Annotated in this window: 32 protein-coding genes and 1 pseudogene; 6 read left to right on the forward strand and 27 right to left on the reverse strand. The window is 48.9% G+C overall.

What is annotated here, in order from left to right; translation table 11 throughout:
* Nucleotides 1–4: 4 nt before the first annotated feature.
* A complete protein-coding gene (locus KZ483_RS15850) occupies nt 5–760 on the reverse strand; it encodes a class I SAM-dependent methyltransferase (RefSeq protein ID WP_220348405.1) in 756 nt (251 codons plus the stop codon).
* Nucleotides 750–1,142, reverse strand: a complete 393-nt coding sequence (locus KZ483_RS15855) for a VOC family protein (RefSeq protein ID WP_220348407.1) — start codon at nt 1,140–1,142, stop codon at nt 750–752. Before KZ483_RS15855 ends, KZ483_RS15850 begins: the two co-directional genes overlap by 11 nt.
* A 190-nt stretch (nt 1,143–1,332) precedes the next feature.
* On the opposite strand from KZ483_RS15855, the gene KZ483_RS15860 reads away from it, so the two are divergent.
* The gene (locus tag KZ483_RS15860; RefSeq protein WP_220348409.1) at nt 1,333–1,620 is read left to right on the forward strand and encodes a hypothetical protein; all 288 of its coding nucleotides are present in this window, start codon (nt 1,333–1,335) and stop codon (nt 1,618–1,620) included.
* 54 nt (nt 1,621–1,674) lie between these two features.
* Here KZ483_RS15860 and KZ483_RS15865 read toward each other — a convergent pair whose 3' ends face one another.
* The 6 genes from KZ483_RS15865 to KZ483_RS15890 form a co-directional block, all read right to left on the reverse strand.
* Entirely contained in the window at nt 1,675–1,902 is a 228-nt protein-coding gene (locus KZ483_RS15865; RefSeq protein ID WP_309568584.1) for a cysteine-rich CWC family protein, read from the reverse strand.
* A 169-nt stretch (nt 1,903–2,071) separates the two neighbouring features.
* A complete protein-coding gene (locus KZ483_RS15870) occupies nt 2,072–2,722 on the reverse strand; it encodes an HD domain-containing protein (RefSeq protein WP_220348413.1) in 651 nt (216 codons plus the stop codon).
* A 204-nt stretch (nt 2,723–2,926) separates the two neighbouring features.
* A complete protein-coding gene (locus KZ483_RS15875; RefSeq protein ID WP_220348414.1) occupies nt 2,927–3,076 on the reverse strand; it encodes a hypothetical protein in 150 nt (49 codons plus the stop codon).
* Between the two features lie 12 nt (nt 3,077–3,088).
* Complete coding sequence (locus tag KZ483_RS15880; RefSeq protein ID WP_220348415.1) at nt 3,089–3,853, reverse strand: NAD-dependent epimerase/dehydratase family protein; 765 nt, start codon at nt 3,851–3,853, stop codon at nt 3,089–3,091.
* A complete protein-coding gene (locus KZ483_RS15885) occupies nt 3,850–4,665 on the reverse strand; it encodes an aldo/keto reductase (protein ID WP_258881276.1) in 816 nt (271 codons plus the stop codon). The genes KZ483_RS15880 and KZ483_RS15885 overlap by 4 nt, the downstream gene beginning before the upstream one ends.
* Nucleotides 4,666–4,858: 193 nt before the next feature.
* A complete protein-coding gene (locus KZ483_RS15890; protein ID WP_397376208.1) occupies nt 4,859–5,590 on the reverse strand; it encodes an SDR family NAD(P)-dependent oxidoreductase in 732 nt (243 codons plus the stop codon).
* A gap of 131 nt (nt 5,591–5,721) precedes the next feature.
* Between KZ483_RS15890 and KZ483_RS15895 the strand changes: the two genes are divergently transcribed.
* On the forward strand, nt 5,722–6,609 hold the full coding sequence (locus KZ483_RS15895) for a LysR family transcriptional regulator (protein ID WP_220348417.1): 888 nt from the start codon (nt 5,722–5,724) through the stop codon (nt 6,607–6,609).
* 170 nt (nt 6,610–6,779) lie between these two features.
* On the opposite strand, the gene KZ483_RS15900 is transcribed toward KZ483_RS15895, so the two are convergent.
* From KZ483_RS15900 to KZ483_RS15930, 8 genes are all read right to left on the reverse strand, one after another.
* Entirely contained in the window at nt 6,780–7,946 is a 1,167-nt protein-coding gene (locus KZ483_RS15900) for an MFS transporter (protein ID WP_220348418.1), read from the reverse strand.
* A 327-nt stretch (nt 7,947–8,273) separates the two neighbouring features.
* Complete coding sequence (locus KZ483_RS15905; protein ID WP_258881277.1) at nt 8,274–8,681, reverse strand: RDD family protein; 408 nt, start codon at nt 8,679–8,681, stop codon at nt 8,274–8,276.
* Nucleotides 8,682–8,775: 94 nt separating this feature from the next.
* Nucleotides 8,776–9,306 (reverse strand): phosphatase PAP2 family protein, encoded by a 531-nt coding sequence (locus KZ483_RS15910; RefSeq protein WP_220348419.1) that lies wholly within the window; start codon nt 9,304–9,306, stop codon nt 8,776–8,778.
* Between the two features lie 32 nt (nt 9,307–9,338).
* Nucleotides 9,339–9,488, reverse strand: a complete 150-nt coding sequence (locus KZ483_RS15915) for a hypothetical protein (protein WP_220348420.1) — start codon at nt 9,486–9,488, stop codon at nt 9,339–9,341.
* 53 nt (nt 9,489–9,541) lie between these two features.
* Complete coding sequence (locus tag KZ483_RS28620; RefSeq protein WP_258881278.1) at nt 9,542–10,045, reverse strand: glycosyltransferase; 504 nt, start codon at nt 10,043–10,045, stop codon at nt 9,542–9,544.
* On the reverse strand, nt 10,042–10,533 hold the full coding sequence (locus KZ483_RS28625; RefSeq protein ID WP_258881279.1) for an MGDG synthase family glycosyltransferase: 492 nt from the start codon (nt 10,531–10,533) through the stop codon (nt 10,042–10,044). The genes KZ483_RS28620 and KZ483_RS28625 overlap by 4 nt, the downstream gene beginning before the upstream one ends.
* Nucleotides 10,534–10,790: 257 nt before the next feature.
* Nucleotides 10,791–11,900, reverse strand: a complete 1,110-nt coding sequence (locus KZ483_RS15925) for a rhamnogalacturonan acetylesterase (RefSeq protein WP_258881743.1) — start codon at nt 11,898–11,900, stop codon at nt 10,791–10,793.
* Nucleotides 11,901–12,166: 266 nt separating this feature from the next.
* Nucleotides 12,167–13,474, reverse strand: a complete 1,308-nt coding sequence (locus KZ483_RS15930; protein ID WP_220348423.1) for an MFS transporter — start codon at nt 13,472–13,474, stop codon at nt 12,167–12,169.
* Nucleotides 13,475–13,693: 219 nt separating this feature from the next.
* On the opposite strand from KZ483_RS15930, the gene KZ483_RS15935 reads away from it, so the two are divergent.
* Nucleotides 13,694–13,885 (forward strand): hypothetical protein, encoded by a 192-nt coding sequence (locus KZ483_RS15935; protein ID WP_258881280.1) that lies wholly within the window; start codon nt 13,694–13,696, stop codon nt 13,883–13,885.
* Nucleotides 13,886–13,938: 53 nt separating this feature from the next.
* Here the strand turns inward: KZ483_RS15935 and KZ483_RS15940 are convergent, their stop codons facing one another.
* The 11 genes and pseudogenes from KZ483_RS15940 to KZ483_RS28630 form a co-directional block, all read right to left on the reverse strand.
* Nucleotides 13,939–14,745, reverse strand: a complete 807-nt coding sequence (locus tag KZ483_RS15940; RefSeq protein WP_220348425.1) for a serine/threonine protein kinase — start codon at nt 14,743–14,745, stop codon at nt 13,939–13,941.
* 44 nt (nt 14,746–14,789) lie between these two features.
* Nucleotides 14,790–16,157: a PDZ domain-containing protein gene (locus KZ483_RS15945; protein ID WP_220348427.1), complete on the reverse strand. Its 1,368-nt coding sequence runs from the start codon at nt 16,155–16,157 to the stop codon at nt 14,790–14,792.
* Nucleotides 16,158–16,382: 225 nt separating this feature from the next.
* Nucleotides 16,383–17,039 (reverse strand): hypothetical protein, encoded by a 657-nt coding sequence (locus tag KZ483_RS15950; RefSeq protein ID WP_220348428.1) that lies wholly within the window; start codon nt 17,037–17,039, stop codon nt 16,383–16,385.
* A 70-nt stretch (nt 17,040–17,109) separates the two neighbouring features.
* Entirely contained in the window at nt 17,110–17,403 is a 294-nt protein-coding gene (locus KZ483_RS15955; RefSeq protein ID WP_220348429.1) for a spore coat protein, read from the reverse strand.
* 40 nt (nt 17,404–17,443) lie between these two features.
* Nucleotides 17,444–17,644: a hypothetical protein gene (locus KZ483_RS15960; RefSeq protein WP_220348430.1), complete on the reverse strand. Its 201-nt coding sequence runs from the start codon at nt 17,642–17,644 to the stop codon at nt 17,444–17,446.
* Between the two features lie 25 nt (nt 17,645–17,669).
* Entirely contained in the window at nt 17,670–18,806 is a 1,137-nt protein-coding gene (locus tag KZ483_RS15965) for a zinc-dependent alcohol dehydrogenase (RefSeq protein ID WP_220348431.1), read from the reverse strand.
* A 22-nt stretch (nt 18,807–18,828) separates the two neighbouring features.
* Entirely contained in the window at nt 18,829–19,191 is a 363-nt protein-coding gene (locus tag KZ483_RS15970) for a spore coat protein (protein ID WP_220348433.1), read from the reverse strand.
* An 11-nt stretch (nt 19,192–19,202) separates the two neighbouring features.
* Nucleotides 19,203–19,376, reverse strand: coding sequence for a spore coat protein (locus KZ483_RS15975; protein ID WP_397376209.1), 174 nt, complete (start codon nt 19,374–19,376; stop codon nt 19,203–19,205).
* A gap of 162 nt (nt 19,377–19,538) precedes the next feature.
* Entirely contained in the window at nt 19,539–19,880 is a 342-nt protein-coding gene (locus tag KZ483_RS15980; RefSeq protein ID WP_220348437.1) for a DUF2512 family protein, read from the reverse strand.
* Nucleotides 19,881–20,005: 125 nt separating this feature from the next.
* Nucleotides 20,006–20,452: a DUF6376 family protein gene (locus KZ483_RS15985; RefSeq protein ID WP_220348438.1), complete on the reverse strand. Its 447-nt coding sequence runs from the start codon at nt 20,450–20,452 to the stop codon at nt 20,006–20,008.
* A gap of 480 nt (nt 20,453–20,932) precedes the next feature.
* Nucleotides 20,933–21,571, reverse strand: a pseudogene (locus KZ483_RS28630) (DUF2278 family protein); the annotation flags it as partial.
* A 207-nt stretch (nt 21,572–21,778) separates the two neighbouring features.
* Between KZ483_RS28630 and KZ483_RS15995 the strand changes: the two are divergent.
* Genes KZ483_RS15995 through KZ483_RS16005 form a run of 3 tightly spaced genes read left to right on the forward strand, consistent with a single transcriptional unit; the run spans nt 21,779 to nt 24,346 of the window.
* Nucleotides 21,779–22,756, forward strand: a complete 978-nt coding sequence (locus KZ483_RS15995) for an ABC transporter ATP-binding protein (protein ID WP_258881281.1) — start codon at nt 21,779–21,781, stop codon at nt 22,754–22,756.
* Nucleotides 22,753–23,559, forward strand: a complete 807-nt coding sequence (locus KZ483_RS16000) for an ABC transporter permease (protein WP_309568585.1) — start codon at nt 22,753–22,755, stop codon at nt 23,557–23,559. The genes KZ483_RS15995 and KZ483_RS16000 overlap by 4 nt, the downstream gene beginning before the upstream one ends.
* Before the next feature lie 4 nt (nt 23,560–23,563).
* Nucleotides 23,564–24,346 (forward strand): ABC transporter permease, encoded by a 783-nt coding sequence (locus tag KZ483_RS16005; protein ID WP_220348442.1) that lies wholly within the window; start codon nt 23,564–23,566, stop codon nt 24,344–24,346.
* The last annotated feature ends 38 nt before the right edge of the window (nt 24,347–24,384 follow it).

Here is a 24,384-nt window from a genome sequence, read left to right on the forward strand (position 1 = left end):
AGTCTTATAATGCCCCCCAGAACAGTTCAGTCTCATAGTCGTAGAAAATTCGTCCGTTCCGTTCATTTCTTCCGAAAATCTCAAGCAGTTCAATCATCATCGGTTGGTAGGCTGGATCCCCTGGAACCGGGCTGTAGGAAGATGATAGCAGCCGTCCCTTTAACCCTTCAAAATCAAATACCTGCCGGTTTTTGAACCGGGTTTCCTTCATTTCGCCTTCTTTAAAGAATGAAGCCAGCGCTTCCCTTGAAATATTCTTGTGATTGATACTGGTATAGTCGGTTCCGAACGTTTGGAGAAACTGCTCATACTCTTCAAGAAAAGGGGTGCCGTGCTTAAGCCGTGAATTCCAGATCAGAGCGGCCTTTCCCCCGGGCGTTAGAATCCGCCTGAATTCGGTACGCGCAGCGGGCTGGTCAAACCAATGAAATGACTGGGCGCAGACGATAAACTGGATAGAATGGTCCGGCAATCCGGTCGCTTCAGCCGTTCCCGGCACTGCAGTAAATTCAGGATTATCCCCAAGCGTGTTCTCGGCGGCTTCCCTCATTGCCTTATTCGGTTCAACAGCAGTTACGCGGCATCCCCGATCCAATAACAGCTGTGAGAAAATACCGGTGCCCGCACCGATGTCCGCCACGACTGAACCCGGCTGCAGACCTACGATATCACACAAATAGTCGATCGACTCCTCCGGATACCCCGGACGATACTTCACATACTTTTCGACCCGGTTTGTAAATCGCTCCTCATTTTTCACCTGGAACCACCACCCACTCGAGAAATTCCAACCGGTTTCCAAACGGATCGTTCAAATAAAAGCGTAGCGCACCTTCACTCGCCCTTGTATCATCATCGGTCATAAGAACATTCTTGCCGTTAAGATGGTCCCGCAGTGCGTTAATATTGTGAACACGAAATGCAGGATGGGCTTTTACCGCCGGAATGAAGTCCTTTTGAACCCCGATATGAACCTCATGAGTACCGCACCGGAACCATACTCCGCCTCTATTCTTTAGGGTCTCCGGCTTCGGAATTTCTTCCCAGCCCAGAAATTCGGCATAAAACCGTCTCGCCTCCGCTTCGCAGCCCTCAGGGGCGGCCAATTGAACATGATCCACTCCCGAAAATAAGAATGCCATTGCACTCACTCCTCTTAGTTTCACCATATGAAATACTGTTTCATTTATATAATTCCATTTTACATAAAAATCCAATAAAAATCCAGTATATTCGTAAAATGCAAAATGAGAAGTTAACCTAGTACAACCTGTAATCTAGCTCCATATAATATAGTGCGGTAAAGGTCTTCCTACGGGGAGGTGATGCAATATGACACTTATACTTTCAGGATGGATGCTCTATGCGCTCTGGGTCGTTCTTGGATTGATGGGCCTTGACTTCCTGGTCGGTTTATATCGTTCACTCAAAGCGGGGGCATTCTCAAGCACTTTGGTACTCAGTTATCTCCAGGATTTGCTCTACTATGTCTTCCCTCTGCTTCTGCTTGCGAACCTCGTCACCCTGGATCCGACAGGCTGGTTAGTATTAATAGGTTACTATGTCGGTGCAGTCGGAGTTGCTCTTAAATATTTAAGCAGCATAAAAAATATTTTCTAAGCGTATACAAAATCCCCTAGCAGCGCTTGGGGATTTTTTGCTTTTAAAGCCTGTTTATAGCTGTTTCGCATTATGCTTGAATTTTGCGAGACAGTCCAAGCAAATACACGATTTTCCAACCTGATCAAGCGGCAGAGTTTCGAAAATTTCACGGGGGAAAAATTGTTTACTGCACCAGCACGCCCCATCAGGGCAGCCTGCGACTCTCCCGCAGTTATTATCCTGATTGCAAATCGGACAATGATTTCCGGTTCCTTTGGTCATTTTACACATCCAATCCATAACTGATACATAAAAAACAAACCTCTACAATTTCATTACATTGAATTAATACTGAGCTAAAGCTAATACTGCATAGTAAGAACAGAAGGAGGTGTATTGACGTGTATTATGAAGAAGACCGGGTTCCTTTCGATGAAACCGATGAAGAGGTAACCGAAACATTCGAAACCTAAGCTTCCCCGTCCCATTCACGGTAGAAGCGCTCTACATAGTGAGCCATATACCGGTGCCGTTCTTCGGCAATTCTTCCAGCGGAAGAAGTATTAATGCTATCCTTCAGCTTTAGCAATTTTTCGTGAAAATGATTGATCGCCGTACTCTTTCCTAGGCGATATTCCTCTGGTGACATTGAATCCCGCGGTGCCAGCCGCGGGTCATGGATCGGGTGACCCTTCCAGCCGGCATACAGAAACGTTCTCCCAATTGCGATAGCCCCTATTGCATCGAGCCGGTCCGCGTCCTGCACAATCTTCCCTTCAAGCGTCGCCATTGGCGGATTTGCTCCTGCATTGTAGGACATCGTAGAGATGATTTCCATAATGTGCCGGCACTCATCTTCGCTAATTGGCTGACCCGCAAGCCAATCGCGAACTTTCCGGAGCCCGCCTTCCTTCGACTCATTAAGCTTCTCATCCGCCACATCATGAAGCAGTGCGGCAACGGTGCAGATGAATATGTCCGCCCCCTCCTCGCGGGCCAACCGCTCGGCCATCCGTACCACACGATTAATATGCCACCAGTCATGGCCTGTCCGATCATTTTCCAATACCGATCTGGCGAAACGTTCGGCCGCATCCACGACGGGCTTCCTTTCAAACATCAAGACCGCTCCCCTTCTTCTGTAATGCATTAATAACATCATAATTGAGACGATCAGTTTTTGTAAAATTATTGTCCGGGTCCGGTAGGGGCACCCTCTCAAGCTGCTTATTAAGGTTCACACAATAAAAAAGCCCTGCATCGATATCTTGTACCGATGTAAGGCTATTATTGCATCTGTCTGAGGTCTGACGGTCTTACCCGGTTAAATGCCCCACCATTGCAGATTGGCATACGGATAATGAGCTTCATTACCTTCCATCAAGGCTGTATAAAATTCGGCAAAGTTATAGACAGGCTTGTAACCAAGCAGCCTCTGGGCCTTATCTATCGACCAATATGTGTATCCCCACATAGCGAGCAGCTCTTAAATATTTCCTCCACGAAGGTTAACCATTTGCGAGACTCCGGGAAAATACGATTCCAACAGCGCATCGGGCTCGCTTCTCCACTGTTTAAATTCTTCCTGCGGAAAAGGAACGTCGGCCATTATATTAATATTAAATGCATCGAAACCGATTGTATCGTTTTCCAGACCTGCCAGGAAGGCTTCCGCCACATCGCGGTCATCGATGCCGCCTTTCAGCAATCGGAAACCATAGTAGAGGAAATTCTCGGGCACGAACATACCCAGCCGGTAAGCGATTGTCTTGATGCCGTGATTACGGCTGTAGAAATCCGCTGCCTCCTCACACAGCTTCTTGCTGTAACCGTAGAAATCCGTCGGCAATAGGGGAAGATCCTCCGTTACTATAGCGAAGCTATCTTTGGAAGCCTTAATACTTTCACCGTATACCCCCATAGTGCTGCACAGAAGTACTTTGTTTATACCGCAAATCCGGGCAGCTTCATAGATAATATTATATGTTCCTTCTATATTAAGCTTCCAGAAATCGTCTCTCGTATATTTGGATAGATGAATGCCGTGTAACGCGGCGGCGTGAACAACAGCATCCACCCCTTCAACAGCTTTAAGCACACTTTCTTTGCTTGTTACATCACCATTAATGAACCGGAATGGAGTCTCGATATTCCGATAATCCATCAATACCGGTTCATGACCTTGCTGCGCCAAAGCCGGTGCAAGCACTCGTCCAAGATTGCCGGCAGCGCCGGTGATGAGCACTTTCATGGCTTTTGACCCGCATCCTCGAGACGACGCTTTGCTTCTTCATAAACATCCGGCGCTAATGGGCCTTGTTCCGCCGCTCTTATATTTTCATGAAGATGTTCCGGTTTCTTCGTACCGACGATCGTAGTATGCATATCCGGGTGGGTTAATGTGAAGCGCAGCATGAAGGCGGTACGGCTTTCTCCGTCATCAAGCAGCTCGTCCAGCTTCGCTTTATCCCAATGCTCCCAGCGGTCAGTGCTGCCAAGTCCGGCTCCCGGCTCGCCCCGACCTACCCCGCCGCGAATAATGGTTCCCGCCCCGGCGTGAGCCGCTTGCGAGATTATATTCTCATGAACTCTTTCCAAGGCGGAGTATGGGATTTGAAACGAATCGAATAATCCGGAGTTAATGAACGTTTCAATATGGGGCAAAGTCGAGGAAATCCCGATCCATCGGACTTTGCCGGATACCTGTACTTCCTTCAAGACATCAAGCAGCTGCCCCTCATCGGCTTGTTCAACCGTCGGGTTATGTAACTGCCATAAATCGATGTAATCCGTCTTCATTCTTCGCAAGCTTGTCTCAATATTGTGCATAAGATTATCCCTTGTCCATACATGAGGCGTCTCGTCGTGGTGGCCGGCGTTCACGACCGTACAACCGCACTTCGTAGCAAGCAAATACTCTCCGCGACGGTGGTTGATGAACTGTCCGATGTACTCTTCGCTCAATCCGTAATCATAAGCCGTGTCGATAAAATTAATGCCGGCATCGAGCACCGCGTTCAATATCCGTTCCGCCTCCGCGCCTGTTACGGGACGTCGCTCCAAATGCGCGGCCCTCGTATTTCCATAGCGCCAAAACCCAATCGTGTCACTTCAAGGCTGGTCCGGCCCAGAATGGCTTTTTGCATAATAACAGCTCTCCTCTCAAACTCCTAAGCTTGCCGTAGAGACAATATGGACAGAAAAAAGAACGCAGTTATTTTCTTGTACCCTCCAATAATGAATCCGAACCGCAGCCCTATAATGTTTGTCCGCTGTCAATAGTTATGATTTGACCTGTCATCGCTTCTTGCTCTAGCACGGCGCAAATAAAATCAGCGATATCCTCCGGTGTTGAAATTCTCTGCAGCGGCAGACTTGGAGCCAGCTTCTTCATTTGCTCTTCCCTTCCTTCCCACCATCTTGTAGCAACCGCGCCCGGTACAACGCAGGAGACTCTAATATATGGAGCGAGGGCATGCGCTAACGACTTAGTAAGTCCATGTACCGCAGCTTTGGACACTGCGTACGGAAGCGAGGATCCAACACCTGTCTGTCCCGCAATACTGCCGAGATTGACAATAGCCCCCTGTTTATTTTGTTTCATGTAAGCAGCCGCGGCTCGCGCACAGTAGAACATCCCTTTGACATTCACATTATAAAGCTCATCCCAGATTTGCTCTGTCGCCGCTTCGAGATCGCCTAGGGGGATGTGCCTTGTAATCGCGGCATTATTGACGAGCAAATCAACGGACCCGAATTGCTGCACAACAATTTTCACCATCTCGCGCACTTCCCGGTCCCGGGAAACATCAGCTTTAACCACTATCGCTCGCCCGCCGGATTCGTTTATTAGTCGAGCTGTTTCCTCCGCCTCGAGCTTGGAACGTGAATAATTCACCGCCACCGCTGCACCCCGCCCGGCGAGCTCGATACATACCGCTCTTCCGATCCCGGTACCGCCGCCGGTGACGAGAGCCGCTTTACCCATCAGGTTCAATATCGATCACTCCTTATCAGCTTGATATAAATGATTGTATATTGACTTCTCGAATTTGTATAATTGAATATAACAAAGGATCAATTCAATTTTCTTGAACTATATTGCAGGGGGAACCACAGATGGATCTTAAAACATTAAAAACATTTCATTTGATCGTTCATTATGGAAGTTTTGTTCGTGCAGCCGAAGAAATGAATTACGCTCAATCCACCGTTACGATGCAAATCCAGAAGCTTGAATCTGATTTGGGGATTCAGTTGATTGAACGGGGGAAAAATATCCGGTTAACGGAAGCCGGCAGACTGTTTCATGAACAAAGTGTGCAAATTGTAAAGAATATGGAACGGCTGCAAAGCAGCATGTCGGATTTGCAATTAGGCGAGGCGGGCAATATTCGTTTAGGGGTGACCGAGCCATCTGCCAGTTACCGGTTACCAGGCATTTTAGAACGGTTTTTAACCCGTTTTCCGAAGATTCGGATTTCCGTAGACATCGGCAGTACAGCAGCACTTTGCGAACGGCTTCACAGAGGCGAACTTGACTTGGCTTTAGGTTCCGCACCGGAGCTCGGATCCGGTCTTTATTTTGAACCGTTATTTGTGGAACAGTTTGTAATTCTGATTCCCGACCTTCATCCACTTTCCTCGAAACATGTCATTACGACTGAGGATATCAGAGGACATCGAATGCTTATAACATCAGCCAACTGTCCCTATCGCCAGAAACTGGAGATTATCCTGCAGGAAACAGGCATAATTCCGCTGGACACGATGGAGATTGGCAGTATGTCAGCTTTGAAATACTATGTCGCGGCGGGGTTAGGTATCGCCCTGGTGCCGAATATTATCTTGCAACCAGCCCCATCCGGCACAATAATGCGGGAATTGCAGGGTAATGCGATTAATATGACAAGCGGTCTTCTTACTAAATCCTCCGAATATCCATTGAAACTGGCAGGCGCCAGCCTCTATCAATTTCTGAAGCGAGAGCTTCTGAAAGCCGGCTGATGCACTTCATTCAATTGAATCAGACAGGTATATATCTGAGCCGGCCGGTTCCTCTATAAGAGAGCCCAACAATCGCAGGGGAAATTAACCCATAATAAAAAACAGCAGCCAAGGTATTATCCTTGAACGTGCTGTTTATTTGATAATATCAATATGGTATCCTGCCAATTTTAAGCCATCTCCGAAATACCCCTCTTCCGAAGTAGGAAGGAAGCGATGGCTATCGCTAACCCAACTGCATAGGTGGAGCTTGAAATCCAGGGATTATGAATGACGGTGGAAGTGGAACTCACGATCAAGCCCCCCGCTCCCGCTCCAATCGCCACACCCAAATGAGTAATCGAGGTATTGACGCTGAGAACGAAATTCGACGACTGAGGCGCCTGTTGAACAAAGTAGGTTTGAAGGGCTGGCGCTGTAACGAATATTGAAAACATCCAAATCACGAGCACTGCCAATCCCAGCACCAACGAGGCGGAAGCTATAGGGAGAAATGCAAGTGCTGCCGCAGAAACAACCAGACTGAAGCCGATGATTCTTGCTGTCCCCCATTTATCAACACCAAAACCGCCAAGACGCGTTCCGGCCACACCGAAAACTCCCAAAACAAGCATCATTATTCCTACACTTGACGCTTTCATGTGAAGGATACTTTGAAGAAACGGAGTTAAATACGTGAATATAACCGAATTGCCCGTGTTCCAAAATAAAGAAAGCAGTAATCCGCTGATAATAAGGGGATTTCGTAATACAGTCATTTGGCTTTTAAATGAAACCGGAGCATCCCCTTCAATCTCCGGAAGCAGGCGGACCATTCCAATCAACACCACAAGGGTAACAATTCCAAGCACCGCAAAAATGAATTGCCAACTGAACCAATTCGTAATCGCGATTCCTATCGGTACACCCAGTACCATTGCGCTGCTGAATCCAAGAACGATCTTGCCGATCGCACTGCCAATTCGATCTGCCGGGACCAGTTTGGCGACGGAACTTAGAGCAGCTACAATGAAGACGCCTGCACTGACCCCAAGGATCAACCGCGCTGCCATCAAGACGGCATATTGTGTACTTAAGAATGAAGCCAGGGAGCCGATTATAAACACAGCAAGCGAAGCAATGAGCAGTTTTTTTCGGCCGACACGGGAAGTAAGCGTTACAATAATCGGGGTTCCAATCGCGTAGGCAATCGAATATACGGTGATCAACTGACCGGCAAGGGCTATGGATATATTCAGGTCATCAGCGATGATATTGAGAATCCCGGCAACGACGAGTTCCACAGTTGCAACAAGAAAGGCCCCTAATGAAAGAAGATAAATGTTTAATCGGTTCATATTAATAATTCCTCTCTTTTGCCTAATTACAAGCTATGGCGTATCATTATATTTCGTAATATTTGGACCAGATTCATGGCTAGCACATGTCTGGCCTGCTGTTGGTTCTTATTATATTGAAGTAACGAAATTTATGTAAGAAGGCAAATCATTTTGACATAGTCCTTTTTAATGGATCAACTTACTTTTTGTAACTTTAAATCTCTGTAACAGTTGAAATGTGATGCGGCTATCACGGAAAGATACAGAATCAATAAAGAAGCCAGCCCGCTCCTCCCGGAGTTCGGCTGGCTTGTTTTCCTCGTTATCCATTTAGTTCTTTGTCTATTAGTTATACCTCACATACGTTCCGGCTATGAAATCATGTATCGCGCGTTTATCATCACGTAATCCGACCATAAAAGCACTCACTATGATTCCGATTCCCACGGTTAATACATATACCAAAGCACCTAATAATATACGAAGCAGCATTGTCCCTATACCCACTTTTTCGCCATTAACTTTAGCAATTCGAATTCCGACGGTTCTTTTCCCGATCGTGTAGCCGGACCAAAGTACAGGCAGGAAAATCCCATATAAAAACTCAATGGCCGTTGTGAAATAATCGCCTTCCCAATCTCCTGCAATGAAATAACTAATGATGCTCAGCGGCAAGGAAACAATAAATGCGTCCAACAAATTCGCCGCGAGCCGTACCCAGAAACCTGCCGGACGTTCAATTGTTAGTCCCAATGCCCCACCTTCCTGTCTGTTCGATACAATATATGGCTATTTTACCCATTCAAGCACTAAATACTCGCGCTGCCTCTCAAAAAAAAACGAAAGACTACCCTGCGACAATAACGATCAGCAGGGCTGTAGCCATACCGATCAGGCAGCCGGCCATACAGTCCGACGGGTAATGCACGCCAAGATAAATTCGCGATAGACCGACTGTAAACGCCAGCGGCAATAATAAATACGAGATCCAGTCCGATGCGAAAAGAAACGGCGTCACAGTTGAGAAGACTGCTGTCGTATGACCGGAAGGAAATGAATAATCCTTTAGCGGATTGATCAAGATTTTCGTCCCCTGTATGGCTTCATAAGGTCTTGATCGTTGTATCTTCTTCTTGACAATAACGGCAAGAATGTGGCTGAAGCTCAGGGCGGCCAAACCTTGCCAACCTATTCCTCTCCATGGTTCAGGTGCAAACAGGATAACGCCGAGCATACACAGAATCGTACATGCCGCACTGCCGATATGGGTAGTCCATCTAAGCAGGCGATCGAGAACGAAATGGCTAAGCGTATGATTGCACCATAGAAACATCCGGTTGTCCCGTTCCCGCAGCCATTGGTAACAGCGAGCTTTCATTTCACACCACTCCATCTTGAATCAAGGGAGCTTTACTCCCCGGCAGCAGGCCTTCTCTTACCCTTGTACACTGTCTCTGTTCCGTCCTGACGCACTGGATTAATCCAGTAAAACAACATAATGGCAGAAAGCAGCACTGCACTTACGGCAACCGTTACCGTTTCGTCGAAGCGATCCGCCATCCATCCGCCGGCAATAGGCCAGTCAAGAAAAGTATCATTAAACGTCCCATATATTATAAGGCTCCGGTATGTTCAAATCTAACTTTCTCTTTCCTTGCTGCCCGGCCTCCGGCAGTACGCAGCACATCTTCTACAATAATATCGGCCGCCCGCCCTGAGGCGAACGTCTCGTACAGCTTAGTCATTCGCCTTCTCATTTCCCCCGAAGCGATCAGCTCCCTGGCATGAGATACAAGCTCTCGAACACTTGAAGAAACGGATGCCGCTCCTTTTCTTTGCAGATAGCGGGCATTCTCCTTCTCCTGACCCGGGAACGGCTTGAAGATCAGGATCGGGGTGCCGATTTGAATCGCATCGGACAAAGTAATGCCGCCGGCTTTCGTTATGACACAGGCAGCATGCCTCATTCGGTCATGAAGGGCCTCGACATACCCGAACAATCGCAGACGGGAATCCTGTCCGAATCGGCGTTCGAGCTCCTTCTTCAGCTTTTCGTTCTTACCGCAGACGATATCTACACGCGCACCCGGAATGGCGAGCAGGCTTTTCGTCATCATTTTGATATCGGCAGCACGCCATGGGCTCCCGTAATTATGAGGATTGAACGTTTGTTCTCGCGTTGGCCCTGCAATGCCCTTCGCTCATAGAATCGTTCCCGTATCGGTATACCGGTGACTGCGATTCTCGCGGGCTGTATGCCTCGACTCACCATATCCCGCTTCAAGTCGTCGGTTGCCACATAGAACCGATCCGAATTAGTCAGCAGCCACCTGTTATGCAAGCTAAAATCCGTTATAACCGTAAACAGCGGCACCGTGATTCCTTGGCTCTTGAGCTGTTCGGAGACACCTGCAAACGGGAAAGTGTACACAATGGCATCGGGCTTCTCCTCTTTCATGATATCAATCATCTTCTTCTTGCCAAGCATGATTTTTACTCTGTCGACACCATATCGGTGAAAAGACTCCTGCAGCGTCTTGGATACCTGGATGTGTCCGGTTCCATACCCGGCGGTCAGGATAATGATTTTCGGGCCTTGCTGCATAACGGCTCGCCTGCCTTTCGGTCATACTCATAGTTGAAACTTGCATCGCATGTTTGCACATGGTTTTGTTTCAGTATATCGGATGAACGAAATTCAAAAACCGATCCAGCGTACTATTTTCATTAAGACCATAGTCCAGTTACCGAACTGGACTTTCGATTGTTTCGGTCAGGTTAATATCTTCCATTATATAGGAACAACCCGGCGCCTATTGCGGCACCGGGCTGTTTTTTAGCATCTTTTGAGAAACTCTTCGTCTACTCACTTACAGAGAAGCCATCCAAGCCTTGTCTTTGCAGCTCAGCGGCGACAATTCGGGCAAGCTCTGTAGCTCCGGCGCGATTCGGATGCAAGCTGTCGCCAGGCATATAGAGCGCAATAGTCGCTTCACGTCCGATCGATGTGAAGTATGCCGAGCTTAATACGTTAAGGTCGACAAGCGGTACATTTTCTTCCTGTGCAAGGGCAACGGTAGAATGCCGGTACCACCTATTGACGGAAGTGTGTATGCCTTCCGCATTAAAATCCGTAGCTCTGCCCTGCGGGGTAGATAAGACGACGGTCGCTCCTTTGGCCTTTACCTGCTGTACCATATCCCGCATAATCTCTTTGAATTCGGCTTCCGTTGTAGTATTCTTGGGATTCGTATCGTTAATACCGAGCTGTAATATAAAATAATCGCCCGGCTTGATATATTTCAGTATGGCTTCGAGCTGTCCGTCATTGCGGAAGCCTCTTGCGATCTGGCCGCCTGACGCCATATTTCTCACCTGGAATGTTTGTCCGTTCACGAAATCCTTAAATATTTGCCCCCATCCTGCCTGCGCACTGCTGTCCAGCGGATAGTAGTTGCATACCGTTGAATCTCCGCCTATATAGATCGTTCTATTGGTGACGGGAACGTCCGAGAGCTTCCTGATCTTCAAAGCGCTTAATGTGAAAGCGGTTCCCACCTTGCCCTCGGTTACGAGAATATTCAACTGTCCGTCCGTAATCGGGATTTGAAACTTATCCTTCGCGGAGTTTCCTGTCATATTGATGATCTGATAAACTCCTTCTGCCGCTACACTTGCTCTGGCAGTGTTCCCGAGTGTAACCTTTACCTCATAAAGTCCATTTGGCAAATCTACGTTAAAGGTGTTTGTGCTTTTCGTGCCAAAAGCCAGAAACTGAACTGCATCGCTAGCCTCGCCAAGACCGGAAGCTGCAACGTTCCGCATATTTTCCGGCGTATTAAAACCATAACCCGTATTCTGGCTGTAGCCCTCCGCAGCGCTGACTCCAATATAACCCGGCTCTACGCTTCCTCCTCCAAAATCAAACCGCAAGTCATCGCTCGGCGACGTCTCGGCATACAAGCTTGACATACTCCCAAGTACAATCGAACCGGTCATAAGCAGAGCGGTTATTGCTTTAAACCATTTGCCCTTTCTCATTACTGTTATCCTCCTTCGAATGTAATTAAATCGCTTAGTAAACCGCTTACATTTCTTGATACCACCTTTCATCTTATCCATTTAAAATCAGAAATGATGAATCTCTTGCAATAAAACAATAGCTGTTCTTAATGATTTCCAAAATAAAAAAAACAGTGTTGTATGTTGAATTTTCAGACTTTTATACATCCGCTCTTTTACCCTTCCGTGTCGGAGCCGCTTTCTCTCTTCGAATCATCGGTGAAATTGGAGAGCAGCAGTGATACAACAACCGATAATGCCAGCAGCAACAGCGGCACCACGCTGACCAGAACACGGAAAGTCTCGGCCGGATAGGGACCCGGATTGCTGCCGCTGACGTAACCGAATATCATGCCGACGATCCAGAACGCCAATGCCGAGATAAGACCGCTCGATCGTGTAATGAATCCCCCCACGGCGGTATAGATGCCTTCTCTCCTGCGTCCTGTCTTCTGTGCATCGAGATCGATTATCCGACTGCTCAGGACCGATGGGGTCACGAGAAATCCGGTTAGACCGAAGCCTATAACGACGCCTGCCGCAATGCCTCCTGCCAGATTATCCGCAAACCAGAGCGGAATAGCAGACAAGCCGTAAATCGCCAGCGACAGACGCCAGCTGTGAAAGCCGCCAAGCTTGCGGATTATCCAATACCATACGGCGACCAAAGGAATGACCGACACAAAAATCGATGCCAGCAGCAGGGAAACCTGCGATTCCGGAATTTTGAGCGCGTACTTCGCATAGAAGGGTATCATTGAAGCAAGCAGCCCGTTAACCGTTTGCGCAAACGAGTTGGCGATATTAAAGAGCCAGAATTCCTTGTTAGCCAGCGTCTCGCGAAACGCTTCCCTGAGCGGCAGCGGCTTCTCCTTGCGTGCGTCCTCGTCTTCTCTTATCAGCCATACGCACAGCAGCATGAAGATGGCGAATACAAATGCAAACACAATCGCCATATTGCCGAATCCAAGAGCGCCGAACAGAATCGGCGTAAGCGCCGAGCCGACCAGAATGGCTGCAATTTGAAACGCTTGCTGGACCGCCGAGGCTTTGGCTCTCAGTTTGTCGCCCCGGAACAGCTCCGGGAACAGAGCGCCGTAGTTTACCCACAATATCGTAGATACACCCTCGAACAGAATCAACGAGATGAGAAACCACCAGAACAAGCTGTTTCCCGCGAGACCCTCGGGCACGGCGAATATCATGATGAAGCTCAGCATCATTAAAGGGACGGCGGAAACAATCCACGGCTTTCGCCTTCCGAAGCGGGTATCGGTTCTGTCCGACAAATAGCCGGCCATCGGGTTGTTCACCGCATCCCAGATCAAGTAAATCGTCCGGGCCAGGGTGGCAAGTCCAATGCCAAGTCCAAGCTTCTCTACGTAATAGTAACTGTAGAATGCACTGAAAGCCTGGCTGGGAACCATCATCGCGAACATGCCGAGCGCATACGCCGCCGGGGTGTTTCGCATTCTATTTCTCATAGTTAATCCCCCATCTCCAAATCACTATCTACTTCTTATTATTCAACTTCACGCTGCATATGCATGCTGTCTCCCTTTCGTTCCGTATCTTCATAATAATAAAAAATCCGCGATTTCCGCGGGCAAACCGGACTGCAGTCCATGCCCTTTCCCCTATTTCGGTGAAACCACGGGACGTTTATTGCGTAATACTTTGAAAAGCCAAAGGAGGAATGAACATTGTTTAAGCACATGCTTCGTAAAATCTTAGGCTCCGTCATGGATTCCAAACACAGAGGCTATCGCCACAGCAGCAGCGGTATGAAGCGTCAACACGGCCGCCGTTACTCGTCCGACGACCGTTCCGGATATGGGCACAAGCAGCAAGGTCAAGGCTATTACAAAAATAAATATTCTAGATCCAGCTCGTAATAAAAAAGCCGCGTACGCGGCTTTTTTAGTGTATTTTATATGTTTTCCACGCACTATAATCGATTCATTGCATCGTCGAGCTCCCGCATAAACTCCAGGGAGTCCGTATAGGGAGTATCGATTTGCAGCAATTTGCGGATCATTCGCTTTGTGAGCGGCGATACATTAAGCTCTTCTTCCCACCCCGCCGTTGATTCTGAGTGAGCATCGCTTCGATCATAGCCCGAATACAGCATAAAAAGTAAAAAATGACCAATCGCATACAGATCGCTGGTAACGACAGCGGTTCTTCTAAGCCTTGTTTCTTCGTCCGCATCCGGCTGCGCGCGGGCTGGCTCCCCCAGCCTCGAAGCAAGTCCGAAATCAATGAGGCTGATCCGGTCTCCTTGAAGCATAACGTTCGGAATACGAATGTCAAGATGCACGAATCCGTTGTGGTGGATAAAGCAAACAATTTCCATTAACCTGCTTATGATACCGATAGCTTCTTTTTCAGTGAATACCGCGCCCCTCTCGAAAATCAAATCCTCTACAGTTTGTCCGTTCACAAATTCAGTCACCATATACAGCCGTTTCTTATTTTCAATCACCGCCAGGCATCTTGGTATCGAAGGATGAAGCAGCTGCCTCATTATCTCGATTTCGCGGCGCAGAAGCTCCCGGCCAAGCCGTCCCTTGCTTGGCTTGGCTTGCTTGACGGCGACCTGACCGCCCGCAGCGATATCAAGGCACAAGTATGTTAATCCGTAGCTTCCCATCCCTAGGAAGCGGATTATCCGATATTTTCCGCCGATAACCTTCCCTTCTCTTTCGGGAAAGTCGATCCACGCTTCAAATACTCTTCGCAAGTAACTAAACAATGATGTAATGCCTCCTCTCCCGGAAGAAACGACGACCTTGGCTTTTAGCGCTGCTGTGTCTTGGGATGCTTCTTGAGCCAATTCAACATCTCGTCCAGAGTCCGAACCGGGACAATATTCAAGCTTGGCGCTCCCTTATGCGCGTCAGCCTCCTGTCCCGCCGGCACGAAGAAGACGTCCGCCCCGGAGCGTTCAACCGCATATGCCTTCTGCTCTATTCCCCCGATTGCGCCGACATTGCCTTCTGCATCGATAGTGCCGGTACCGGCGACACGATTGCCGTAGGTGACGCCTCCCGGCGTAAGCTGGTCGATCAATGTTAGTGCCAGAATGGCGCCGTGCGAGGGTCCACCCTGATAGACCAGATATGAGCGGAAATCCACTTTTTTTGGCAGGTCCGCCTTAACGCTGTTTTCAACTGTTATGCCGAACACTGCCCGTTTCCGGTCGCCTTTGTCTGCGCTTGTCTTCAGGGAGACGTCGATCCTCTTGCCGTCCCGCTGCAAAGTCACCGCAACCGATTCACCAGGTCGAACCCCGCTCATCGCTGCGGCAAGCCCCGAGGTGGATGAAATCGCCTTACCGTTTAAAGCTATAATGAGATCACCTGGATTCAGCCGTCCCTGTGCAGGACTTCCCGCGGCTACCTGCAGGACCTGAACACCGGTTGGAATCACTCCGCGGCCGATTCCCAGCATATGGAATGCCACTGCACTTCCGATCTCATTCGCACCGGCTCTCTCGATAATAACCTCATTGCGGATTTCACCGATTGAAATACTCGTATCCCTTTTTTCGATTTGCAGATGAGGGAATATGGCGGCATAGAGCCAATCGATGGGGAAAGCAGGGCGCTCAATCACGAGAACACCCTCAATCGAACCTTTGGGATGTCCGTCCTGCACCATCGCATACCTGTTCATATTCAGGGTGAATCCTGGAGTGGTTATCTGATAGGGTGTCGGCCAGAACAATACGGAAGCGACAACCGACAAAATCAGCAGAAGCCCTATACTTCGCCACGGCCATCCCCTACGTATCCTTCTCTCCAGTATGATGATATGGAGCAGCGTCAGCAGTAGAGAAGCTGACATAAGCAAGGCTATGTAAGCAATTGTGTCCGGGTCCGGATTCCAAAGGATAATTGCCGCTGACAACGTGCCGGTTACCGCAATCAGCCCTCTGTTAAGCTGCCGCCAGCGGCTGGCGGGGTCCGCGAGCATGCCGATGAACGCTCCTGCCGACCAAAGGAGCGGCACCAGTGCCAAGAGGCGGACAAGCAGCTGGATCTCGTCAATCCAGTAAAAGGTTCCCCGCCGGATCGGATCGCCAAGCCATATCAATTCACCGGATACGGAAATAATAACGGCCAGTATGTAACCTGCGATATAAAAACGGATTTCCCGCCTCACCGAAGTCCCTCCTTTGGCGTAATGACCATTTAAAATATTCGCGTCCCTCTGCCATTCTCCTTCCTGCCCTCAAGCTCGAGGCCGAAGTATGAAACATAGAAGAGAGAAACGCAGCTTCGCGAACGACCATTAACGCAGAGAAACCGCGGCACCTCTCCGCGGCTCTCAACTAAAACGGGTCTATTCTGTCTATTGATTCTCTTCAGCTACTGCCGTCTGGAACCGTTAATGTTCCTTATAAAACAGACTCCAGCCGAATATTAACACCCAAAGAAATGCCGGTCCCGAGGTCCCAAGAAGTATAGGCAAGCTCCAATTCGGCAGCAAGAGCGAGGCGGCAATACCCGCTGCTCCCAATCCTCCCAATACAATACCCGACATTGCAAGCCAGCGCGAGACATCGCCAAGCTGCAGCATTTCAAGTCCGATTAACATGACAGCGATCCAGGCAAGCATCATCGCGAAATCGCCGGCCATAATGCCGAAGGCAAATATCCCCGTAAACAGCACAGCTGTTTCCTTCGGAGGTACTCTGCCCCAGTTTTGGGCTATAGTCGGCATCAGCGTTAATTCCATCGCAATCACCAGAATCCATATTGTCAAGGAAGCAATAAAGAGCCAGGAGGCTGCCCGTGACGCCGTGCCATTCCCGGTCAATATCGCCGAACCGGCCGCTAAACCAGTAAATAATAGAAACACTGCCACAAGCATTAATACATGGTCGAACTGCCAGTATACGGTCGAATCAGCGATGTGAGGAATTACTCTCATACCCGACCACGGATTCGCCGCAGGCGGATGCAGCACCGAAGCCAGTAACAACAGCAGCCCGCCAGCCATTATGGCTGTTCCGCAGAAACGGCTGCCGAACGCTCTAATCATAAATATCCCCCCTGACAGGTCCAGTGCTACATTTATAACCGGGAAAGCAGGAAATGAACCGTGAAGCTTGCTAAGGAATGCTTAAAGCAGCTTGAATGTTGCTCAGGTCCAGCCGCAGCTGTTCGTTTAAATCGTAAGGATGGTAAAACTCATTACGCATCATATAGGCCGTGATTTGCTCGTGCGTGTCGATCGCATCATCAAGCTGCTTCCTCAATACGGCTTTTATCTCCGGCGTTGCGGTTTCCGTCAGCGCAAAAGCATAGTTTCTTATGCCTGTTTTGGCTGAAATCAGAAAATCCATCGCGATCACTTGATCCGTCAGCTTATTAACACCCATCAATTGTTCGATAATTGTATTCATTAATCCGCCTCCTAAAAGCTGATTGGCAAAAGTACTGCGTTCAACTATTCCTTTTGAATAGTAACGCTTGCAGTTCCTCAAGGTGTATTGTGCTCAATTGTGCGTCCTGCTGCAAAATTTCCTTCAAGTCCGGATCCGAGATCAACACCTGCATAATTTTGGACTTTGTCATACATACGGTTTTGAAGGCGGCAATTTCATGGAGCTCAAGTGTCTCGTGCATCCCGAACGTTGTACTCATCCTGTGTTTACCTCCAGTAGTTCAGTTATGGTTTCAGCACCACTTTAATGCAGCCGTCGGTCTTCGTGTCAAACATTTCATAGCCGTTCTTCGCCTGACCGAGCGGAAGCACGTGCGTAATAATGTCACCAGGGTCAACCTTGCCTTCTGCGATCAAATCATACATATGCGGCATGTAATGAATGACAGGCGCCTGACCTGTCCGGATATTAACATTCCTCTGAAAAATATCGCCAAGCGGGAATGCGTTGTACCTCATTCCATAAGCTCCTGTAATGTGAATCATCCCGCCCTTGCGGACCGCTTGCGACGCGATTACGATAGCGCCCATCGCTCCACCGTGAAGTTTAAGTCCGGAAGCGAGAAACTCGAGCGGCGTCATCTTGCCGTCCATCCCGACGCAGTCAATGACGACATCCGCTCCGCCGCCTGTAATTTCTTTCAGGTGATTGCCGATATTCTGCTCCTGCTCGAAATTGACGGTTTCCACCTTATTGTGCCGCTTCGCGTGCTCCAACCGGTAGTCGACATAATCGACGGCAATGACCCGTCTGGCGCCCTTCAGCCAGGAAAACTTCTGGACGAGCAGTCCCACAGGGCCGCATCCGAGGACAATGACCGTATCCCCGTCCTTCACCCCGGCATTATCAACGCTCCAATAAGAGGTAGGCATAACGTCTGCGATCAGGCACAGTTTTTCATCCGTTACTTCACAATTATCAGGGATTTTGAAAGGAGTGAAATTGGCGTATGGCACGCGCATATATTCCGCCTGCCCCCCGGGATATCCGCCTGTTGTCTCCGAGTAACCGAAATAAGCGCCCATATCCCCGTGGGGATTAGAGTTGTCACATTGACTTTCCAATTCGTGCTTGCAGTAGTAGCATTGTCCGCAGCTGACGTTGAACGGAATGATCACCCTGTCCCCTTTTTTCACTTTGGTGACGCCCGGTCCCGTTTCCTCTACAATTCCCATCGGCTCGTGTCCGATAATATAATCCGTCGGAAAATTAGGGATCATACCATGAATCAGATGCAGATCCGATCCGCAGATCGCCGTAGTCGTCAATTTGACGATGATGTCATCCGCTTTCTGAATTCTCGGATCCTGCACTTCTTTAACCTGTACGTTCTTGATACCCTGATACGTGACGGCTTTCATGAATTAGGTTCCTTTCGGCAGCTTATTTATGTGGAGTTGCAAATGTGCCCAGGCGTGAAGTATCTTCCGGAAACAGCTGCATATTGGCAATCTGGACTGTCGTTCGAGCGGACTTCAAGTCCAGCTCGAACTGCTCGCGCAATCCGTAGGGATGCAGCCATCCCTTGTCTATCATCAGCTCCGAGAGCTCGTCGTGAAGCGCCAGCGCCTCATTGAGTTGAACGCGGAGAATCATTCTTACTTCCGGCGATGCCGTTTCGGATAAAGCGACTGCCGTATTTCGCACGCCGGTTTTAACAGTAAGCAGAAATTCGAGCGCAAACGATGCATCTGCAAGCCCCGGCATACCTTCGGCGTTGATGGGGTCCAAAAAATCGTTATTCATGGCTACCTCCGTTATTGGATCGTCACTTTCCGGTACAGGCTCTCCAAATCTTCTATCGCTTGAATTGACTGTTCTACGTTCTTCTGCATCAATGCTTTAAGATCTTTATCGAAAACCAGGCCCTGCATCAATTTCGCTTTGGCCAGGCCGATCGTTTTACAATTAAGCAGCTCATGAATTTCCATCGATTCATGCGGCGCCAAGCCTTTTTCGTTCACAATAAACACCTCCAGTTCCACCTCAGTGGTATTTTATCCTTTGAAGTGCCGGATATACGGGCCGAAGCTTTAATTGACAACAAAAAAACCACTTACCGTTGTCTTCCCGCGATAAGTGGTTCTTTAGACCTACGTTGCCGTGATATTCTCCTGCTGAAAGATGTATCGGTGCAGGAAAGCTTCCGCTACAGCCAAAACCGCCGCTATTGTGAATATTTCCCCCCAGGATAGTCCCCAATCGAAGTAAAACTCAAGGACCAGCAGATACAAGACAGCCATAACCCCGTCCATTATTGTTGCAACCGTATTATTGGACTGCCGCAGGATGAACTGATCTCCAACAAAGTAGGCGATAACAGTCAAGACCGACGCGGCAATGAACGCCGTCCAGTACGATATTCCCGTAAAATACGAGAGCAGCAGCGTCACGATCGCTCCGTTTAAGACCCATTTCACTAAAAACTTCAGCATCGGAATTCCTCCTTTATTTTACCTGGTAATGGTGTCCTCAATTGTAGACTTCCCATTAGGACTATTACCTATAACGGTAAAAATAAAGATCTGATTGCTTGCCGCTGCTTGTTCCCAGTAGCTTGTTACTGCTGCAGTTCTTTTATCTGGGTCAATGTTTCATCGATCTGATTCAAGACATCGATGACGCCTGCATTTTGCAGCGTTTGATTGTTGTAAATGCCGTTCTTGATATCAGCAAGGACCGAATCGATTCCTTCATTCAGCCTGCTGTTGTAATCGGCGATTTTGGCGTGAAGCTCCTGTGCATATTCGGGGGCTTGCACCTGTGTAAACCGGGACGCTTCTTCCTTCATCGCCGTGAGCTTCTGCTCCAGATTAGTACGCGCATCCAAGTCCGAAACCGCTTGTTCGGCCAGATTTCTTGCATCCTGACCGTACGAGCCCAGCTGCTGGACGTAATTGGACGCCTCATCCGCATAATCCAGCGAGCGATTAACTTCCTCCAGAAGAGAACACCCTCCGAGTAGCAGGGGCACTGCCAAAAGCATGGTTGCCAGTAATGATTTCATTCTAACTATTCCTCCCTCTCAATATGCTAATCATTATTTCCGTATAAAGGCTGTTTACACTTCTCTTCCCTTTATTACGTTTAAGATGGCGAGAGGGTTCACCATTCACATTCAAAACGTTATCGTCCAACCGGGCTTTACCTGCTGCTTCGTGTATGAAACGCCGTGAACCTTCAAGCCATTGGCATTTAGTAACGTTATGATGTCGCCTTTGTTACGGAAGAAATCCCGCTCGCCCGCCGGAATTGACACCGTTAAAAATTGCCCGGGAAGGATTTCCCCTTTTAGCGGGAACTTTCTTTTTGTTTTATTAGCGATCGCCCATTCATTAAGACTGATAACCTGATCGGTTGCGTTCAAGAGCGTCACATTTTCCAGTCCGGCGGACGTTTGCGCCGGTTTCACAACCGCACCAACGATGAGTATAGTGCCAGTCTTCGGTATGACAGAGCCGGGAGGATCTACCGAGTCTTGATTAATCGCATGACCGGTAACGTCATCCGTGTGCCAGGATTGGGATTGAAAGGCCAGGAATACGGCAATCCATTTGTTCTCCGCCGGGAAATGAAAGAGCAGCCCCCCGTCCTGATAAACGCCGTCGTCTCTTTTATATGGCCCTACATTGCCTTGGTTCATATGAATATCATGAACGCCTCGCCCCGGAGAAAATCCGAAAATTTTGTCCGGTTTGTTTTCCGGGCCCCACTGCTCGCCGAATGCGTAAAGGATTCCGTCATCGGACTCCATGGATCTTCTGACATAGTGGTCGATTTTTTCATTCAAATCGTTATCTTGTCCGGGAATGTCGAAGGCGAGCGGCGCCATCTCGTTGCGGTCGAACAAGTTGCTTCTGATATAATCCAAGGCGATGCCGTCAGGCTTGCTTTCCAAGCTTGTAAATCCGTGAGGAAGATCAATTACCGAGGTTGATACGACATGCTGAAAGTCTTCATTGGTATAATACAGCAGCTCCGAAGGGGACAACTTGGATTTGACGTTTACCGCAATGCGGAAACGCTCCTCACCTGCTATTGCGTAAATCTGGTAGTGCGGATTTTCAATTGTACCGGCACTGCTGCCGATCACTTTGCCTTTTAATACGCCGTAATTTATTGGCATGAGGACCCGCCTTTCATCGACCTGGTGATATGGAACTGAATTTATTATACAATTTTGAATTGTGTATGAGATATTTGTTTTGTAAAATTTCCATGCCGCTTTCGAGTGTACACCACCGTGATAATAAAATTTTAGATTGACACACATTGACTCATAATGGTAATATCTTGTTCCTGTCACACTTCAGAGGTATGGAGGTATCGCTATTTGATAACTGTAAACGGAATCAGTAAATCGTTCCTGGTAGCCAAGCGGCCATCGGGTCTGAGGCATGCGGTAAAATCGCTATTTCATCGGGAATACACGACTGTCGAAGCGCTTCAGGATATCTCGTTCTCCATAGCGCCCGGCGAAATTGTCGGTTACATCGGGCCAAACGGGGCGGGGAAGTCTACCACTATCAAAATCATGAGCGGCATCCTGGTGCCGGACCGAGGCACCTGTTCAATCAAGGGATATACGCCATGGCTGGAACGCGTACCCTACGTTAAGAACATCGGTGTCGTGTTCGGCCAGCGCTGTCAGCTATGGTGGGATGTACCTGTCATGGATTCATTCGAGCTTCTCCGCGATATCTACAACGTACCACAGCTGGAATTCAAGGATACTCTGGCGCTGCTGATCGAGACACTTGATCTGGAGGGCATCATTAACACGCCTGTTCGGCAGCTAAGCCTCGGGCAGCGAATGCGTTGCGAGATTGCCGCTTCTCTTCTTCATAATCCAAGTATCCTGTTTCTGGATGAGCCGACAATCGGCCTCGACGCTGTCTCCAAGATCGCGGTGCGCCACTTTATCAAGACCATCAACAAAGAGAAGGGTGTCACCGTTATCCTCACGACTCACGACATGAACGATATCGAGGCGCTTGCTGACAGAATTCTGCTGGTCGGTAAAGGTACCCTGCTTTACGACGGGAGCGTCCAGCGTTTGCGGAGCCGGTTCAGCACCAGAAGGACAATTACCGCCGAGTATCGCGAGAATTCCGTCCCTCTTGATATTCCGGGGGCATCCGTCTTGTCATGGACGCCTGACCGGGCGATTCTTAGCGTCGACACCGAGCAGGTTATGATTTCGGATACGCTGACCAGGCTGTCGGCCCAAGTCGACCTGGTGGATGTCACGATCGATACTCAACCGATTGAGGATATTATTGTCCAGCTGTATAAGGAGTACCAGTTATGATGAAAGCCTACATATCCGTATTCAAGCTGCGCATCAGCAATGGGCTGCAGTACCGTGCGGCGGCGTTAGCCGGAGTCGGCACGCAATTTTTCTTCGGCTTTATATTCATCATGATCTTTGAAGCCTTCTACGCTCAAGCTAGTCAGACTCCCCCAATGACGCTTTCCCAGGTAATCACCTATACATGGCTCAAGCAGGCGTTCCTTGCTTTTGTCGTTCTGTGGCTCAGGGATAACGAGTTGTTCCAGCTGATCACAACCGGTAATATTGCCTATGAGCTGTGCAGACCAACCGGCATTTACGGACTCTGGTACGCCAAGCTTCTCGCCCAGCGATTATCCAGCGCTCTGCTGCGGTGCTTCCCGATACTTATCGTGGTTCTCTTCCTGCCCCAGCCCTACGGACTCCAGCTTCCTCCGGATCTTTCGTCGTTTCTCTTGTTTCTCGTCGTGCTTATTGTCGGCCTGATGATGATCGTCGCCCTTTCGATGCTGATCTACATTTCAGTGTTCGTCACAATGTCGCCGGCCGGATCGCTATTGATGTTCAGCGTTTTCGGGGAATTTCTCGCCGGACTGGTCATTCCCGTACCGCTCATGCCAGGCTGGATGCAGCAGATCGTTTACTTGCTCCCGTTCCATTGGACTGCCGATTTTCCGTTTCGCGTGTTCACCGGCAACCTGTCGAAGTCCGAAGCCGTGAAGGGATTAATGATTCAGATTATCTGGCTGACTGCGCTGATCGCCTTTGGCAAGATTGCCATGGACAAAGCGCTTCGGCACATAGTCGTCCAGGGAGGATGATAAGGTGAAACTTTATTTCAAATACATCCGGCTTCTGTTAAAATCGCAAATGCAGTATCGCGCTTCATTCCTGCTGCTTACCGCCGGACAATGCTTGACGCCTTTCACTGTGTTCGCCGGGTTGTACTTCCTGTTCGAGAGATTCGGACAGGTTAAAGGATGGAGCTTCTATGAGGTGGCACTGTGCTTCGCGGTGACTCAAATGGCGTTTACGATTACCGAATGTTTCGCGCGCGGCTTCGACACATTCTCGACGCTTATCGTGGACGGAGATTTCGACAGGCTGCTTGTTCGTCCGAGAAGCACCATCATACAGGTGCTCGGATCCCGGTTCGAATTCGCCCGAATCGGACGCCTTTTTCTCAGTGCAGTCGTCCTTGGTTGGGCCGCTCTCCACATTGACGCCTACTGGTCTCCCTTCAAGATCATAGCGCTTATATTGATGATTCTGAGCGGTGTTGTCATATTCACGGGCATTTTCATTCTGGCTGCATCAATCAGCTTCTGGACCGTGCAAGGACTCGAAATCGCGAATATTTTTACCGACGGCGGACGGGAGATGACGCAATACCCGCTCAACATTTATCAGACGTGGGTGAAAAGATTTTTTACATTCGTTATTCCCTTCGGATTTGTCAACTATATACCCTTGCTCTATATCCTCGGCAAGCTCGGCGGCGGCGGTCCTCTGTATGCCTTCACCCCGCTGATCGGCTTCCTGTTTCTCGTTCCTTGCCTGGTCGTGTGGCGTATCGGAGTGCGTCACTACCGGTCTACCGGTTCTTGATGAAAGTAAAAAAGCCGGAACCCCAGTATGGGGCTTCC

The sequence above is a fragment of the Paenibacillus sp. sptzw28 genome, assembly GCF_019550795.1.
In the GTDB taxonomy this organism is placed as follows: domain Bacteria; phylum Bacillota; class Bacilli; order Paenibacillales; family Paenibacillaceae; genus Paenibacillus_Z.